General features: G+C 61.3%; 15 protein-coding genes. 11 read left to right on the forward strand and 4 right to left on the reverse strand.

The features are described 5' to 3' along the window. The first annotated feature begins 30 nt into the window (after nt 1-30). The 4 genes from DXY02_RS07140 to DXY02_RS07155 all read left to right on the forward strand — a co-directional run bounded on the left by DXY02_RS07140 (nt 31) and on the right by DXY02_RS07155 (nt 3704). Nucleotides 31-1104: a DUF4912 domain-containing protein gene (locus DXY02_RS07140; RefSeq protein WP_114988719.1), complete on the forward strand. Its 1074-nt coding sequence runs from the start codon at nt 31-33 to the stop codon at nt 1102-1104. Continuing rightward, the gene (locus tag DXY02_RS07145) at nt 1095-1301 is read left to right on the forward strand and encodes a hypothetical protein (protein ID WP_114988692.1); all 207 of its coding nucleotides are present in this window, start codon (nt 1095-1097) and stop codon (nt 1299-1301) included. Before DXY02_RS07140 ends, DXY02_RS07145 begins: the two co-directional genes overlap by 10 nt. A 216-nt stretch (nt 1302-1517) precedes the next feature. Beyond that, complete coding sequence (locus DXY02_RS07150) at nt 1518-1850, forward strand: hypothetical protein (protein ID WP_114988693.1); 333 nt, start codon at nt 1518-1520, stop codon at nt 1848-1850. 195 nt (nt 1851-2045) lie between these two features. Continuing rightward, nucleotides 2046-3704: an alpha-D-glucose phosphate-specific phosphoglucomutase gene (locus tag DXY02_RS07155; RefSeq protein ID WP_114988694.1), complete on the forward strand. Its 1659-nt coding sequence runs from the start codon at nt 2046-2048 to the stop codon at nt 3702-3704. A gap of 160 nt (nt 3705-3864) precedes the next feature. Here DXY02_RS07155 and DXY02_RS07160 read toward each other — a convergent pair whose 3' ends face one another. Further along, nucleotides 3865-4941 carry an efflux RND transporter periplasmic adaptor subunit gene (locus DXY02_RS07160; RefSeq protein WP_114988695.1) on the reverse strand — a complete coding sequence of 359 codons (1077 nt, stop codon included), beginning with the start codon at nt 4939-4941 and terminating at the stop codon, nt 3865-3867. Between the two features lie 163 nt (nt 4942-5104). On the opposite strand from DXY02_RS07160, the gene DXY02_RS07165 reads away from it, so the two are divergent. Further along, nucleotides 5105-7270, forward strand: coding sequence for an AAA family ATPase (locus tag DXY02_RS07165; protein ID WP_114988720.1), 2166 nt, complete (start codon nt 5105-5107; stop codon nt 7268-7270). 35 nt (nt 7271-7305) lie between these two features. Here the strand turns inward: DXY02_RS07165 and DXY02_RS07170 are convergent, their stop codons facing one another. Next, nucleotides 7306-7917, reverse strand: a complete 612-nt coding sequence (locus DXY02_RS07170; RefSeq protein ID WP_114988696.1) for an alpha/beta hydrolase — start codon at nt 7915-7917, stop codon at nt 7306-7308. Between the two features lie 92 nt (nt 7918-8009). Between DXY02_RS07170 and bcp the strand changes: the two genes are divergently transcribed. After that, nucleotides 8010-8477, forward strand: coding sequence for a thioredoxin-dependent thiol peroxidase (gene bcp / locus DXY02_RS07175; RefSeq protein ID WP_114988697.1), 468 nt, complete (start codon nt 8010-8012; stop codon nt 8475-8477). Here the strand turns inward: bcp and DXY02_RS07180 are convergent. Both DXY02_RS07180 and DXY02_RS07185 read right to left on the reverse strand, forming a co-directional pair. Then, nucleotides 8455-9180: a type III pantothenate kinase gene (locus tag DXY02_RS07180; RefSeq protein ID WP_114988698.1), complete on the reverse strand. Its 726-nt coding sequence runs from the start codon at nt 9178-9180 to the stop codon at nt 8455-8457. The two genes, bcp and DXY02_RS07180, sit on opposite strands and share 23 nt — an antisense overlap. After that, the gene (locus tag DXY02_RS07185; protein ID WP_114988699.1) at nt 9181-9948 is read right to left on the reverse strand and encodes a phosphoadenylyl-sulfate reductase; all 768 of its coding nucleotides are present in this window, start codon (nt 9946-9948) and stop codon (nt 9181-9183) included. A 67-nt stretch (nt 9949-10015) separates the two neighbouring features. On the opposite strand from DXY02_RS07185, the gene DXY02_RS07190 reads away from it, so the two are divergent. The 5 genes from DXY02_RS07190 to DXY02_RS07210 are packed head-to-tail and all read left to right on the forward strand — an operon-like array spanning nt 10016 to nt 16813. Continuing rightward, nucleotides 10016-11161, forward strand: a complete 1146-nt coding sequence (locus DXY02_RS07190; protein WP_114988700.1) for an NAD(P)/FAD-dependent oxidoreductase — start codon at nt 10016-10018, stop codon at nt 11159-11161. Further along, complete coding sequence (gene hflX / locus DXY02_RS07195) at nt 11158-12834, forward strand: GTPase HflX (protein ID WP_114988701.1); 1677 nt, start codon at nt 11158-11160, stop codon at nt 12832-12834. The genes DXY02_RS07190 and hflX overlap by 4 nt, the downstream gene beginning before the upstream one ends. Further along, complete coding sequence (locus DXY02_RS07200; protein WP_114988702.1) at nt 12822-14639, forward strand: SLC13 family permease; 1818 nt, start codon at nt 12822-12824, stop codon at nt 14637-14639. Before hflX ends, DXY02_RS07200 begins: the two co-directional genes overlap by 13 nt. 29 nt (nt 14640-14668) lie before the next feature. Continuing rightward, on the forward strand, nt 14669-16084 hold the full coding sequence (locus DXY02_RS07205; RefSeq protein ID WP_114988703.1) for a TrkH family potassium uptake protein: 1416 nt from the start codon (nt 14669-14671) through the stop codon (nt 16082-16084). Nucleotides 16085-16108: 24 nt separating this feature from the next. After that, nucleotides 16109-16813, forward strand: a complete 705-nt coding sequence (locus DXY02_RS07210; RefSeq protein ID WP_114988704.1) for a TrkA family potassium uptake protein — start codon at nt 16109-16111, stop codon at nt 16811-16813.

Genomic DNA, 16813 nt, shown 5'->3' on the forward strand with positions numbered 1-16813 from the left:
GATCCCAAACTAAACCTGGAGTTTTTGGACGTGTCCCAAACCCTGTCATCCCTGGCACGTCTCACCCTTCGTCAACTGCGTCAGATCGCCAGCGACCTAGGGGTGCCGCTCTACAGCCGCAAAAGCAAGGAGACCCTGGTCGACGAGGTTGCCCAGCGTCAGCAAAAGCGTGGTGGAGATCTGAAGGCGATCGAGGCGGAACTCAATGCGCCGGCCATGGGCAGCAGCGACACCCGCGTGGTATTCCTGCCTCGCGACCCCCAGTGGGCTTACGTGTTCTGGGAGATCTCTGACGCCGATCGCAAGGTGGCTCAGAAGGATGGCGCCAGCCGACTTTGCCTGCGTCTGGCTGACGTAACCGGCATGCAAGACGGCAATGCCCATCCGCACACCCTTCAGGAAGTTCCCGTCGACAGTCACAGCACCGAGTGGTACCTGCCTGTGCCCCTCTGTGACAGGGATTACCGGGTGGAATTGGGCTACCGCATCGGCGCCACCTGGATGTCCCTAGCCTTCTCCTCGGTGGCCCGCGTGCCAGCTCTCCACCCGAGCGAGCAGATCCTTGATCAGTTCGTGCCATTCAGCCTCGAGGCTGCACCGGCCCAATCCGCTCCAGCTCCCGTCACTCCGATCGAGTCGAGCAACAGTGGCTTGCATGAGCGGCTCTACCAAAGCGCCACGGTTCACTTCCGCCGCCGTCGGGTTGGCTCGGAAGAATTCCAGGAGGGCTTTGACGTCTCCGGCGACAGCATTGGCTTGAACGACTCGGGGGCTGGCCTCTGGGCCAGTGGCCGCAACGAGTCCGGCCTTGGTGGTGTGGCCCCCCGCCAACGCTCCTTCTGGCTGGTGGCTGACGCCGAACTGATCGTCTATGGCGCCACCGACCCTTCCGCTCGCCTCACCATCGGCGGCGAAGAAGTTCCTCTTTCCACCGACGGCACCTTCCGGATTCAAGTGCCCTTCCGGGATGGCGAGCAGATGTATGCCATCGAAGCCACCGCCTCCGATGGAGAGCAAAAGCGCAACATCACGCTCAACTTCAAGCGTGAGACACCTGAAGACAACAGCAACCCTGCCAGCGAAGCCCGCGCCGAGTGGTTCTGAACCCTTCCGATTCCAAAGCATCAGCGTCACTGCGCTGGTTCGTGGCCATCACCCCCCTAGCGGGGGCGATTGTTTTTCCATTGGTGGTGCCATTGGTGATGGCCCGGGTGGGCATCGGAGCCGGCGTTGGCGTCGCCCTCGTACTCAGTGGGCTTTGGTTTGTCGCGATGCTGAAGACATCGGAGATGCCCCACTGAAGATCGGGGAACTCTGATTACGCCAAGTTCTTCATCTGAACATTGAGCAGCTCTGGGACAGCACTGGGCTGGAGGTCCCAGCAAATGTCCAATGAAATTCGATCGTCCAAAGGTCCGTAGAGGTCGGAGTCTCTAATAACTGAAAAACCAGATCAAACGAAAGATAATGAGCGCCATGAACTTCCCTGTCCTGATCCGCATCTTCATGGTGTATCCATGACTGACCCGTCTACGGCTGCTGAGCCCTATGTGGCTTGGCCCAGCAAAGAGCAACTGCGAGGTATCGAACAGGCCGCCTACGCATGTTCCCGAGTCAACTCAACAGAGGCCTGCAAGCGAGTAAGGCAACTCGCTGATCCTTTGATGGATCACTCCAGGTTGCCCGAGCGCTGCAAAGACGTGTTGTGGATGTTGATGGACGAAGCCAAGGTCGCCAACAACAACGACTTCAGGCGCAAAGACACCATTACGAACACAGCCCGTCGTATCCCAAGGTTCTGCGCAGAGCCGGTGACCAAAAACGAGAAACTCAAATCGCGTCAGGCTTGAGAGTGATCCAAAACTTGTGGCAGTCAATGCCTCCCAAAAAGGCACCGCCAAGCGAATGGCTCGCTTCAAGCTCTGCGTTGCATAGTCCTCAGGTGTGGTGCGGGCCACAGGGGTAACGACATCAACTGGTCGCGACCGACGCATTACAAATGGATTTCCATGTTTAGGTTCCGCATATAGCCCTCATCCGTTGTGATGACCATCTCGGCCCCTGCGGAACCGACCCAACGCCAGGTGCGCCTGGCCACCCCTTTCACCGACCAAAAGCCAGGGACCTCCGGCCTGCGCAAGAGCAGTCGCCAGTTTGAGGAGCCCCACTACCTCGAAAGTTTCATTGAAGCGTCGCTTCGCATGCTGCCAGGCGTACAGGGCGGCACCCTTGTGGTGGGGGGCGACGGCCGTTACGGCAACCGCCGTGCCATCGACGTGATCCTGCGGATGGGCGCCGCCCACGGCCTCAGCAAGGTGATCGTCACCACCGGCGGGATCCTCTCGACGCCTGCCGCCTCCAATCTGATCCGGCAACGTCAAGCCATCGGGGGCATCATCCTTTCCGCCAGCCACAACCCGGGTGGTGAGAACGGTGACTTCGGTGTCAAGGTCAATGGTGCCAACGGTGGCCCCACCCCCGCCTCCTTCACCGATGCGGTATTCGAATGCACCAAGACCCTGGAGCAATACACGATTGTTGAGGCTCCAGAAATCCCACTAGATTCCACTGGTCTTCACAGCATCGGCACGATGCAGGTGGAGGTTGTCGACGGCGTCGATGATTTCGTTGCTCTGATGCAGGAGCTGTTCAACTTCGATCAGATCCGCGATCTGATTCGCAGCGACTTCCCCCTGGCCTTTGACGCCATGCATGCCGTCACCGGGCCCTACGCCACTCGCTTGTTCGAGGGGCTGCTGGGTGCACCGGCGGGAAGCGTGCGGAACGGCACACCCCTGGAAGACTTCGGCAACGGTCACCCCGACCCCAACCTCACCTACGCCCACGATCTGGCTGAACTGCTGCTCGAGGGAGATGAGTATCTCTTCGGCGCTGCCTGCGACGGCGATGGCGATCGCAACATGATCCTGGGCCAGAGTTGCTTTGTGAATCCCAGCGACAGCCTCGCCATTCTCACCGCGAACGCCACGGTGGCTCCGGCCTACGCCGAAGGCCTGGCCGGGGTGGCGCGTTCGATGCCCACCAGCGCTGCGGTGGATGTAGTGGCCAAGGGGCTGGGAATTGACTGCTTCGAAACCCCTACTGGCTGGAAGTTCTTCGGCAACCTGCTGGACGCTGGCAAGATCACCCTCTGCGGTGAAGAGAGCTTCGGTACCGGTAGCAACCACGTGCGTGAAAAAGATGGTCTCTGGGCCGTGCTGTTCTGGCTGCAGATCCTGGCCGTGCGCCGCTGCAGCGTCGCCGAGATCATGGCTGAACACTGGAAGCGCTTCGGACGCCACTACTACTCGCGTCACGACTACGAGGCCGTCGCCAGCGACGCCGCCCATGGCCTCTACGACCGCCTCGAATCCATGCTGCCCAGCCTGGTGGGCCAGGCCTTTGCCGGACGCACCATCAGCACCGCAGACAACTTCAGCTACACCGACCCCGTCGATGGTTCCGTGACGTCAGGCCAGGGTCTGCGCATCCTGTTGGACGACGGCAGCCGCGTTGTGGTTCGCCTCTCCGGCACCGGCACAAAGGGAGCAACGATTCGCGTCTACCTGGAGAGCTATGTGCCCAGCAGCGGCGACCTCGACCAGGATCCCCAGGTCGCCCTGGCCGAGATGATCAGCGCTATCAATGACCTGGCGGAGATCAAGCAACGCACGGGCATGAATCAACCCACCGTGATCACCTGATCCGGGTCCATCACTCCTGACATGCCAAAGCCACCCCTCTGGGTGGCTTTTTGATTGCTGTGGATAAACACCCAGCGACCACGACCGTGATCGAAAGACTGCAAACCGTGCTGAGAAGCGGTTTGGTGATGAAGTTATTGGAAGCAGACATCGATCAACCTCAGTTCGCCTTGGCGGGTTGCACCTGCACAGGAATCCCATGTCTGAGGTTCAGCAGGTTTGTGGTAGCCACCCTCTGATTCAGCTTCAGGCCCTTGGTAATGGGATACAGGTTGTTCTGCAGCTCGCCCACCGTGACCGGCGTCTGTAAGGCGAACTGCGCGTTCGCGGGAAGCTTGCCGGCCTTGATGTCCAGCTCCAGCCTCTTTAAATCCGCCTTGCCAGGGTTCTCCCTTAGCTCATCAAAACTTCCGAGCCGGAAGACAAAACTCTGACCCGAGGTTTGAGTAACAGCGGCAAAGGGAACGGCCAGTTCTTCCTCGGCCTTGATCTGCACTCGCGTATGCAGTCGCAAACCATCCCGAAGTGTTCTGTCGGTATTTGGAAAAACCGCCGTAACGAGCAGCCCTTGAGTGTTGGGGGTGATGCGTGGATCAATTGATTCCACTGCACCTGTGGCAATTATTTCTTCACTGCCAGGGGCCATCAGCAAAACAGGCTGGCCCTCCTGCAGCCGGGTCGAGAAGATCGCCGGCACTTCCACCCTTGCTTCCAGCTCATTGTTCTGGACCAGGCTGGTGAAGACCTGGCCCTGCTGGATCACATCACCCACTTTCACCTTCACGTCTGCGACCGTGCCGGCGGAGGGTGAAGTGAGATTGCTGTAACTGAGCTTGGCCTTCGCTTCGATGTACTGAGTCCTGTAGCGATCCAACTCCTTCTGCGACGTTGCTCCCAATTCAGCCAGGTAGGCGTAGCGCTCGTAATTGGCTTTGGCAGTGTCGGCGTTGGCCTTTTCCTTGTCTTGATCAAGCACCAGCAGAAGCTGACCAGCCTCCACCTCATCACCTTGGCGAATCTGCAGCTGCTCAATTCGTCCACCCGATTGGGCAGCCAACTCCACGAGGTTGCTTGCCTCGAGCGTGCTGACGGTATCGATCCCCTCAGTAAATTCCACCAGCCGAGTATCAACAGCCTGAACTTTCGGCGGCGGCGGCAGCTTCGGTGCTTCGCTCCTGCAGGAACTAACCGTGATCAGAGCCGCGACGGTAAGCAGGAGGCGCTGCAGAGGAAGCACGGCAAAAAGGCTTGGAAATGGATTATGAGGTGGTCATAAGGTAAGAACCGGGCCGCGAAGATTTGCAAGCCTGAAAACAGGCAGACTCAAAAACCGTCCGATTTGGACCAGCTCAAGCACTGATTGAGAACTTCAGGGACACTGGGGCATTGCCGATGGTTTGTTGGCTCAGGACCTCTTCGCTTTTCACGGTGAGCAGCAACGAAGGATGCTTGCCCCCCTGGCCGATCGCATGCGTCCGCGCACGCTTGAGGAATTTGAAGGTCAGAGCGGAATCCTGGCTGACGGACGGCTCCTGCGCCGTGCCATCAAGGCCGATCGGGTCGGCAACCTGATCCTGCATGGCCCGCCCGGGGTCGGCAAAACAACCCTGGCGCGGATCATTGCCAACCACACCCGCGCCCACTTCAGCAGCCTCAACGCCGTGCTGGCCGGCGTCAAAGACTTACGAATCGAGGTTGATGCTGCACGCCAACGCCTTGAACGGCATGGCCTTCGCACGATCCTGTTCATCGACGAAGTACACCGCTTTAACAGTGCCCAGCAGGATGCACTGTTGCCATGGGTGGAAAACGGCACCGTCACCTTGATCGGGGCCACCACAGAAAACCCCTATTTCGAAGTCAACAAGGCACTGGTCAGCCGCTCGCGGCTGTTTCGTTTACTGCCTCTAGAACCAGAGGATTTACAGCAGCTGCTGCAACGCGCCCTTGCAGACAAAGAGCGGGGCTACGGCGACCGCACCATCGCCATCAGCAGCGATGCCGCCAACCACCTCGTTGATGTGGCGGGCGGAGACGCCCGCAGCCTGCTCAATGCCCTTGAACTAGCGGTGGAGAGCTCCGAACCCGATGGCCACGGCGTGATCCAAATCACTCTGGCCATCGCCGAGGAATCCATCCAGCAGCGGGCGGTGCTTTACGACAAGCACGGTGATGCCCACTACGACACCATCAGCGCCTTCATCAAATCGCTACGGGGCTCGGATGCCGATGCGGCGATGTTCTGGCTGGCGCGCATGGTGGAGGCCGGTGAGAACCCACGTTTCATCTTCCGGAGGATGCTGATTGCAGCGGGGGAAGACATCGGCCTGGCCGACCCTCAGGCCATGGTTGTGGTGGAAGCCTGTGCCGCAGCCTTCGAACGGGTAGGGCTACCAGAGGGCTTGTATCCCTTGGCCCAGGCCGCGTTGTACCTGGCCGGCACCGAAAAAAGCAACAGCGTTCTGGGCTTCTTTGATGCCCTGAAAACCGTGCGCGATACGCAAAAGCAGGACGTGCCAGGGCACTTGCGCGATGCCAACCGGGATGGAGCCGCCTTCGGCGATGGCGTGGGCTACCGCTACCCCCATGCCTACGCAGAACACTGGGTGGAGCAGCAATACCTCCCCACACCCCTGCAAGGCGAGGTGTTCTGGCAGCCCGGACAACTCGGTTGGGAGGGGGAACGACGCGAGCGGATGGCGGAACGCCGGGCAGCCCAACTCGCCGCGGCCGCGGAACTGGCGGCCGACCAGCCTTTGCTTTTGAGCAGCGGACCCGACCGTCCGGGCGTGGACCGCTGGGTCCAGCGCCAACTAGGACAGGAGGGGGAGCGACTGCAGCGCCTGCGAGAGCGGCTCTGGCGGGAGATCCCCTGGACCCGTCGAGATCGAGTGCTGCTGCTGGGGGTGCGCTCGCTGATCTGGGCCCTCGATCCATTGAGGGCCACCCCGGAAGGAGGAGTGACCGTGCTTTGCGAGAACGAAGCCGACCGCAGCCGGCTGGAAGCGCAGATGGATTTGCTCGAGCCGGAGCATCGACCAGAGCTGTTAACAGGCAACCTCGACGCTCTGCCCGAAAGCCAAGCCTTCGATTGGATCGGGGGACGGCTCGCCGCTGCCGACCTGCAAGGGCAGAACTGGACGGCGCTGCTGAAGACAATCAACCAACATACCGAGCAGACAACAGGCTTACGGCTGCTGATCAGCCGCGCCGAACTGGGGCCCGCCGGTGCATTGCTGCAAGACGGCGAGCCAACAGAGCTGTTCAGCGATCTAGTGGCTCAAGAACAGCAGTGGCTAAAGCTGCAGCAGCGTCCGGAAAAGTTGTTGGCGAAGGCTGGCTGGCAGCTCCGTTGTGAAGAGTGGCTGGAACATCTCATGCTTCCAGGGGGCACCGAACTGGCTGAGCGATGGCTAATCGATGGGTCGCCCTACCGGCAGGCCATGGGGGAGATCAGCAAGGAGGTGATGACGCAGTTGCGCCAATCGTTGAACGACCTGGGCGAGGTCGGCCTGCGACTGCCGATGCGCCATCAATTGATCCAAGGCAAGTGCGGCATGCCATGAAAAAAAACGCCGAAACCTGGTCGCAAATAAAGAGATCAGAGCTCTGAATTGGCTTTGATGCAAGCAGGCAGAAAGACGTACCAGGACAGCAGCGAAGTGGACTGGGCTCCGCTCACCTTGTCAGGAGCACAAACCCTCTGCCTGCCATCATTCGGTCCGTAATTGGATAAACGGAAGGCGACGGGCAGCTGTTTCATGATGCCGATTGAGCTAATGAGCCCATCATTGGCATCCGCGATGATGGCGGCCCGTAGAGCCGTTATCGCCGTCGCCTTTTGGCGCCAATAAGGGACATAAGACCTTGTTTGATCATCCAGGAAGGCTTTACCAGCTTGGGAATAAAGAAACCGGGATACACCGGCCAGGTCAACTGCATAGCTCTTGTTCAAACCAAAACGGAGCTCCTCAGCGGTCCAGCCAGACATCCGAATGGCGTCCTGAAGAGCACGATCTGTGACCTTGCCGTCAACAAGAAAGGATTCGAGCTCTATGTAAGTGGTGGTGCTAACTGAGCCACCCGTGTTCCAGCGCACCGGTTGCTGAGTACCTGCTTTTGAAAATGGTCCAGGAATGACCGCGAGGTACGTACAAAAAACAAGAGATGCAAGGGAACCTGCGATGTGCTCGACCCTGATCCGCGATGCCATGGCCCAACAGCTGCAGGTTGATTACAACGTAGGCAGCACGGACAGCCTTGGCCTGAGGGCCGTACGCTGCCGCCACTGACCAAGCCCATTCCGTGAGTCTGCAAATCGGCGACGCCGCACCCGACTTCACCCTTCCCGATCAAAACGGTGATCCCATCAGCCTCGCTTCACTGCGCGGAAAGAAGGTTGTTCTGTACTTCTATCCCAAGGACGACACCCCTGGCTGCACCAAAGAAGCCTGCAACTTCCGCGATCGCTGGGAGCAACTGAAAGCCAACAACATCACCGTTCTGGGCGTCAGCAAGGACGGAGCCACCTCCCACAACAAATTCATTAACAAGCACGAACTTCCCTTCACCCTGCTCACCGATCAGGAGCCCTGCGCCGTAGCCAGCCTCTATGAGAGCTACGGGCTGAAGAAGTTCATGGGGCGTGAATACATGGGAATGATGCGCCACACCTTCCTGATCGATGAAGAAGGAAAACTCGAACGGATTTATCTCAAGGTGAAAGCGGCCAGCATGGCCGACACGCTGATCAGCGATCTCGGCCTGAGCTGAGCCCAGACCCCAGGCTCAGCAGTGCTTGCAACTGAAGATCACCCTCCATCTGCAACAGCTCCGTTGCACCGGACCAATGACGCTTCAACAGGGCAGTGTCACCACCGCAGATCCATAACAAACCCTGGGCATGCTGCTGAGCCGCTGCAATGGAAGCCAACATCGCTTCCAACACACCGCGCTGCATGGCGGCCACTGTTTGTTGTGGGAAAACCTCTTGCAGAGCCTCTTGATCGAGATCCTCAGGGGTTAATGGCAAGCCGAGGGTTCGCTTGGTCATGGCCTGGAGCTGGAGCCGATAGCCCGGGATCAGCTGGCCGCCTCCAAAACAACCGTCCGCCGTCACCCGGGTAAGGCTCAACACGGTGCCGGCATCCACCAGAAGCAACCCCCTGGAACAGTCGAGCTGTTGCTCTTGACTGCAGCGCCAGGCCATCCAAGCCCCAAGAGCTCTGTCCACCCCCAACCAAGGAGGAGCCTTGGGCAAGGGCACATCCTCAAGGCGAATGCGCAGATCTTGGTGGGCCATGAGCGGCTCGGGCACCGGCCCCACCGCCGCCCAAACCGGAGGGTTGGTCCCGATGCGAGCAGGATCGGGAGGACCGTGCTCAATACGGACCGTGTTGCCTTGCCGTTGGGCCCAATGCCAACGGCTGTTACCAATCAGCAGAGCGCGGCCGACGTCCCGTACAGACCCGGTCACTCAGATGCCTTCACCCATCAGCCCTTCATTCACCTCCTGAGGCAGATGAATTCCACACTCCTGTTTCAATCCACCGAAGCGGGTGTCACGGCCACTGAGATCGCCAACATCAGGACCACTGGAATGCCAGTCACCGACCGTGGAATAACCCTGTTCAAACAATGGATGCTGGGGAAGACCGTTGTCCTGCATGTAGTAGTACACATCGCGCTTGGTCCACTCGAGCAGGGGGCGCAATGACCAACGCTCCCGAATCGGATCCAAAGCTGTCATCGAGCGGCGGTGATCGGTCTGGCCACGCCGCACGCCGCTGGCCCAGCAGAGTGTGTTCAGGTCGTTAAGCGCTCGCTCCAGGGGTTCAACCTTGCGGATCCGGTGATACGTCTCCAGGTCTTCCACGCGACCGGACTCCCAAAGCCGCCCGTGCAGGGCCTCCATCCGAGCCGGGGACATCTCGCTCTGACTTACCACCAGACGAATCCTGAGCTGCTGGGTGAGTTGATCGGCGTAGGTGTAGGTCTCTGGAGGCAGATAACCGGTATCGATCCAGATCACCGGCACAGCATCACCGCCGGGGAGGGTGCTCAGCATGTGCAGGAGCACAGCCGATTGGATGCCAAAACTCGTGGTGAGAGCAAACTTCTCACCGAACTGCTCCAACCCCCAGGCCAGACGCTGCTGCGGCTCCATTGCCTCCAGCAGCTTGCGCCCTTCGAGCAACTCGTTTTGCACCGCCATGGGCACCATGGCCTCAGGAGCCTCCGTCATCACGCCATCTTCCCCTGTCGTGGGACCGGGTGTGGTTCCTATCGTCTAAGAACCGGCAGATCCGTTCATGCGTTCACCCTCGTCCCCGTTGGATGCCGTGGTGATCGTTGGCGGTGGATTCGGCGGTCTGTTCACAGCACTTGCTCTTCAGCGACGGCAGCCCACCTGCCCCATCGTTCTGATCGAGCCGCGGGATCGCTTCCTGTTTCAACCGCTGCTGTACGAACTGCTCAGCGATGAACTTCAAGGATGGGAGGTGGCCCCACGCTATGAACAGCTGCTGAACAACGGCATTTGCTGGATTCAAGACAGCGTTGTTGGCATCGATCAAACCAGCCAAAGCATCGAACTGGCCTCCGGAGACCGTTTGAGCTGGTCACAACTGGTGCTGGCGACGGGATCGAGAGCCAATGATTTCGGCATTGCAGGCGTCAAGGAACACAGCTCCGGCTTCCGTGACCTCAGCGATGTAAGCCGCCTCAAGCAATGGCTCAACAACCTGCAACAGCGACGGGATGAAGAGGCCGGGCTGATCATTGTTGGCGCGGGACCCACCGGCGTGGAACTGGCCTGCAAGCTGGCGGACCTGATCGACGGTGCTGTCAGCGTTCAGCTGGTGGAAATGGGCGATGAAATCCTTCCCGGCAGCACAGCGTTCAATCGCGAGCGGGCCCAGGCCGCGCTGGAACGCAAAGGGGTGGTGGTCCAGCTCAACACCAGCGTGCGCGAAGTGAAATCCAGCACTGCTGTTCTTGCCGATGGTGCTGTTCTGCGTCACTCAGGCCTGATCTGGACCGCAGGAAGCAGCCCCTCCATCCCCTCCATCTCACCTGCACCTGTGCTGGAACGAGGGCGCCTGGCCGTCGACGATGACCTGCGCCTTATCGGCAGCGCCAACACATTCGCCCTCGGGGATCTCTCAGCACGGCCTGGCAGCCCATGGCCCGCCAGCGCCCAGGTGGCGATGCAACAGGGCGATGCCACGGCCGCAGCCATCGCGCAGCTGCGGATGGAGGAGGAGCCACAACCCTTCCAGTTCGAGGACCGAGGCGAAATGCTCAGCCTCGGTGTCGGTGAGGCCACCCTCACCGGCATGGGGCTCACCCTGGCCGGCCCCCTGGCCTTCCAGTTGCGACGGGCCACGTATCTCACGCGGCTGCCAGGGCTCTCTCTGGGTATGCGCTCGGCAGGCGCCTGGTTGTTGAACCGTTGAAGCAATCTCACCTCGGCGGGCGTTGCCGTGGTCTGCGCCCGAGCCAACAACGGCAGCTGGAGCGGCTAAGCCATCGCCGTCATCCCGAAGACTGCGGCGCCGATCTGCTGAGCCTCGAACGCTTGGCCGAGCTGGTGCTTGATCTGGAGATGGCATTGCATCTGGTGCTGGACGGCCGTGGCCTCTGCCGCCTGCTCTGGCTGGGGCCTCTCACCGGCAGCGATTCGCTGCTGCAGCATCTGCCGGCGACGCCGCGGCGGAGCAGCGGGGGTTGGCGACTGATCAGCTGCCCTTTCGCCCGCAAAGGGCTGCACTCAGATCCCCGCGACGCCGTGGTCGCCCTTGATATCGCTCCTCAGCACTGGCTGCGCTTTGCACCCTGCCCAGAGGCCGATGGAGCTCGCCCGGCCGAACTCTTGATTCCAGACCCGTCTCAAGCCGATGGCTGGAGACAATTTGAACAGGGCGACTTGAGGGATCTTTGCGTCCTCACACCAGACGAACCCCATCCCGAAAGCATCAGTGCCGCAACCGGAGACGAGCGGGTGCTTCTGCTCACGCTCACCAGTGGCGATGAACAGCGCGACCAGCGGGATCTGGCTGAACTGGAAGGCTTGGTGCGCAGTGCCGGTGCCGAGCCGGTGGCCCGGACCAGCCAGCGCCGGGGCCAAACCAATCCCCAAACGCTATGGGGCTCGGGAAAACTTCAGGAAGCCGCCCTCGAGATCCGCCGCTGCCAGGCCTCCCTGGTGATCACTGACCGAGAGCTCACCCCCGTGCAGGCCCGCAATCTGGAACGGCTGCTCAGCTGCCCGGTCTCCGACCGCAGCGAATTGATCCTCGACATCTTTGCCCAGCGGGCCGGCAGCGCTGCAGGGCGGCTTCAGGTGGAACTGGCTCAGCTGCGCTACCGGTTGCCGCGCCTGTTGGGACGGGGCAGCAGCCTGTCGCGTCAGGGCGGCGGCATCGGCACGCGCGGCCCAGGCGAAACACAGCTGGAAAAGGACCGTCGGGCCATCAGCCGACGCATCGAACGGCTGCTTCGGGATCAACGCAAACTTCACTCCCACCGCAGCCGCTTACGGGATCAGCGGCGTGATCTGCCGCGGGTGGCGCTTGTGGGCTACACCAATGCGGGCAAATCCAGCCTGCTCAATGCCTTGTGCGGCAAAAGGGCCAGTGATCGCGTTCTGGCGGAAAACAAATTGTTCGCGACCCTTGACCCCACCACCCGCAAATTCGACCTTCCCTGCCCTGGGGCACGCCCCGAACGGTTACTGCTCACCGACACGGTGGGCTTCATCCGCGATCTCCCCGCCCCATTAGTAGAGGCCTTCCGCGCCACGCTGGAGGAGGCGCTGGATGCCGATGTGCTCCTACTGGTGGTCAACCTTGCCGACCCCGACTGGCAGGGCCACCTGGACACGGTGCATCGGCTGCTCGATGACCTTGGCAGCACCGCCCTGCGACGGGTGATCGCCAATCAGATCGACCGCTGTGAAGCAACTGAGATCGAGATGATTCATCAGCGGGAACCCGACGCCCTGTTTCTCTCAGCGGTGCGGGGTGATGGGCTGCAGGGCCTGAAACAGTGGCTGCGGGAGCAACTTTTTGATCCCGGGGCAGAATCGCCACAATTGATGACTGGCGACTCGCCGCCATGGCCGAGCTGAGCAGCGCTCTTCAAAACCCTCAGGCCTTGATCACCCTGGGTGTGTTGGCTCTGGCAGTGGTGCTGTTCATCACCGGGTTGATTGCACCGGAGCTCACCGGCTTGCTGAGTTTGAGCCTGCTGATCGCTACCGGGGTGCTCAATCCCCAGGAGGCTCTGGCGGGGTTCGGCAGTCCTGCACTGATCACCCTGTTGGGCCTGTTCCCGGTCTCCGCGGCACTCTTCAAGAGCGGTGCCCTGGATCGACTCAGAGATCTGATCGCCTCGGAGCGGATCCGGTCTTCGCGGCGTCTGATCGCACTAATGGCCTTCGTGATCGCCCCGGTGTCAGGGATTGTTCCCAACACCCCCGTGGTGGCCTCGCTTCTGCCCGTGGTGGAGGGCTGGTGCCAACGGCGCGGCATCTCGCCATCTCGGGTGCTCTTGCCCTTGTCGTTTTCAACGGTTCTGGGGGGCACCCTGACGCTACTGGGCAGCTCGGTGAACCTGTTGGTGAGCGACATCAGCGAGCAACTGGGCTACGGCTCCCTCGATCTGTTCAGCTTCACGCTGGTCAGCCTGCCGGTCTGGCTGGCCGGGGCCATCTACCTGGTGATAGCTCCGAGAGTGCTGTTACCGGACCGCGGTGCCACGACGGATGACCTGGGAAACACCAGCAAAACAAGCAGCTATTGCACAGAAGTGCGCATCCCCCCCGACTCTGAGCTGGTGGGCCGCTCACTGCTGAACAGTCGGCTGCAGCGCCGTTTCGACGTGGACGTTCTGGAGCTGCAACGCGGAGGAGAGCGGCTGCTGCCCCCCCTGGCGGACCGTCGTCTTGAAGCCGGCGATCGTCTGCTGCTGCGGGTCACCCGCCCCGATCTACTGCGTCTCCAGCAGGATCACACGGTTCAGCTCACCACTCAGGGGCAGAACGCCGGGTTCAGCGTCTACACCGAAGAATCAAGCGGTCAGAAGACCGTGGAAGTGTTGCTGCCGGCTGGTTCCACCCTGGCCGGAGCCAGCCTGCGGGAATTGCGATTCCGGCAACGCCACAACGCCACGGTGCTCGCGCTTCGCCGCGGCCAGGAGACTGTTCAGGAACGCCTCGGCCAGGTGATCCTGCGGGAGGGCGATGTGTTGCTGTTGCAGGCACCTATCGACTCCATCCGCGGCCTGCAGGCCAGCAACGACCTGTTGGTGCTGGACCGACTGGAGGATGACCTTCCTACCGTTCGTCGCAAGCCCGTGGCCGTCAGCATTGCCCTGGCGATGCTGCTGCTGCCGACGCTCACCCCCATCCCTCTGGTAGCGGCGGTGCTCCTGGCCATGGTGAGCGTGGTGGCCACCGGCTGCCTTCGCCTCGGCGAACTGCAGCGCTCGATCCGGCTGGACGTGATCCTGTTGCTGGGATCCCTCACCAGTTTCAGCGTTGCCATGCAGAGCACGGGCCTCGCCGATGCCCTTGCCCTTGTGCTCCAGCAGGGGCTGGCGGGCTGGCCGAGCTATACGGCTTTGATGGTGGTCTTCATCGGTACCACGCTGCTCACCCAGGTGATGAGCAATGCCGCCTCGGTGGCCCTGCTGGCGCCTGTCGCGGTGCAACTGGCCCCATCCCTGCAACTGTCTCCAATCGCCTTGCTGATCACAGTGCTGTTCGGTGCGAGTCAGTCGTTTCTCACCCCCGTCGGGTACCAGACCAATTTGATGGTGTTCGGTCCAGGCCGTTATCGGTTTCTCGACGTCACCCGCTACGGAATTGGCCTGACGCTGATCATGACCATAATCGTGCCGGCCTTGATTCTCTGGCATTACGGCGGATCCTGAACAACACTGGTCAGATCTCGCCCGCTCCTGTGCCGATCGGAAGAGCCATCGAACGCACCCAGGGCTGGCATCGTCGGCTCACGGTTCCCCAGTTCACCGTGGTGACTGGATTGCTAGTGGTGCTGATCGGCACGTCGCTGTTGGCCACTCCGCTGTGCTCCTCTAGCCGCGTGGGGCTTTGGGAAGCTCTGTTCACGGCCACATCGGCCATCACGGTGACGGGCCTGTCGATCATCGACATCGGCAGCGATCTCACGACCTTCGGCCAGGCGGTGCTGGCCCTGATGATCCTGGCGGGGGGCCTTGGCTTGATGGCCATCACCACGTTTCTCCAGGGCTTTGTGGTGCAGGGAACAGCCCTACGCCGCAGGCTGGATCGGGGGCAGGCCCTGGATGAATTCGGCGTTGGGGGCGTTGGGCGCACGTTTCGTGGCATTGCCCTGACGGCGACGCTGGTGATCCTTGTGGGGGCTGTGATCCTGTATCACTTCGGCTTCGATGACATCCCCAACCAGGGCGAACGCCTCTGGGCTGCGGTGTTCCACAGCATCTCGGCATACAACAACGCGGGATTCGGACTCTGGAGCGACAGCCTCGAGCGCTACCGCAGCAACGGGGTTGTGAATGCCGTGGTGATGATGCTGATCGTGGCCGGCGGCCTGGGATGGCGGGTCACCAGCGATCTGACCACACAGCTGCTGCGCAGACGGCGAAGCAGGCGGCGGCTGAGCCTGCACTCCCGCCTGGTGCTGCGCACCACCCTGCTGTTGATCGTCTTCGGGGCAGGGGGACTGGCCCTGACGGAATGGTTGAACCAGGGGGAGATCTTCGCAGGCATGCCCTGGTCTGAGCGGTGGCTCACAGCCCTGTTCAAATCCGTCACGGCACGCACAGCCGGCTTCAGCACCCTTCCGCTCTCGCTCGACAACGTCACTGAATCGAGCCTGCTGTTGCTGATGGTACTGATGTTCATCGGGGCCAGCCCGGGCGGCACAGGTGGCGGGATCAAAACCACCACCGTGGCCGCATTGATGGCGGCCACCCGCTCCACCCTGCGGGGCCGGGAGGCGGTGGTGATCCGCAACAGAAGCATCAGCGACAAGGTGGTGCTGAGGGCCGTCGGCATCACGGTGGGCTCCCTGCTGTTCGTGATGGCCATGGCGATGCTGATCAGCATCGCCAGCAATTTGAACGGGAAGGATTCATTCACCTTTATGGAAATGCTGTTCACCTGCATCTCCGCTTTTGCCACGGTGGGCCTGGATCTAGGAGTCACCGTCGAACTCCCCCGTTTCGGCCAGGCGGTGCTGATGGTGGGAATGTTTGTGGGACGGCTGGGGATCCTCTTGCTGTTGAGTGCGATCTGGGAAGCGATGACGCAGGAACAAATCCAGATGAATCGCCAGAATCGAGTCGGTTACCCCAGCGAGGATCTGTATGTCTGAGCGCGATCAGCGGGGGAGACAGCGATGAAGGAATGGTGGCAGTGGAGCCCGGCCCAGGGCAGCGAAAGACTCGGCTTCGCAATCATCGGCGTGGGCCGTTTCGGCATTGCCGTTTGCCGGGAACTGCTTCAGAACGGCGCGGATGTGCTGGCCGTGGACCGCTCAGAGCGGGCGGTGGATGAACTGCGTCAGGTGGAGCCCAGCGTGGAGGCCCGCGTCGTGGACTGCACCGACGAAGAGGCCCTGCGCGAGGCCGGCGTGCTTGACATGGGCACCGTGGTGGTGGCGATCAGCGAACCGATCGAGGCCAGCATCACCGCCACCTTGATCGCCAAAGACAGTGAAGGAAGCCGGGTGCGCCAGGTGATTGCCCGGGCGACGAGCGACCTCCACGAAAAAATGCTGAAGCGGGTGGGGGCCGACCGGGTGATCTTTCCCTCGCGGATGCAGGGCGAGCGCCTCGGCCTTGAACTGGTGCGCCCCAACCTGATGGAGCGGCTGGCCCTGGATGAACAGCACTGCATCGAGGAGATCAAGGTTCCGGAACCGTTTGTGGGGCGGTCGCTACGGGATCTGAATCTGCGCAAGAACTTCAGGGTGAACGTGCTGGCGGCAGGACCGCAAAGCAGCCTGATGGTGAATCCACCGGCATCCCACGTGCTGGCGGAGGGGCACCTGCTGGTGGTGATGGGACTGGTGGACGACCTGCAACGGCTCCCCAAAAACTGA

The sequence above is a fragment of the Synechococcus sp. N19 genome (assembly GCF_900474045.1).
GTDB lineage: Bacteria > Cyanobacteriota > Cyanobacteriia > PCC-6307 > Cyanobiaceae > Parasynechococcus.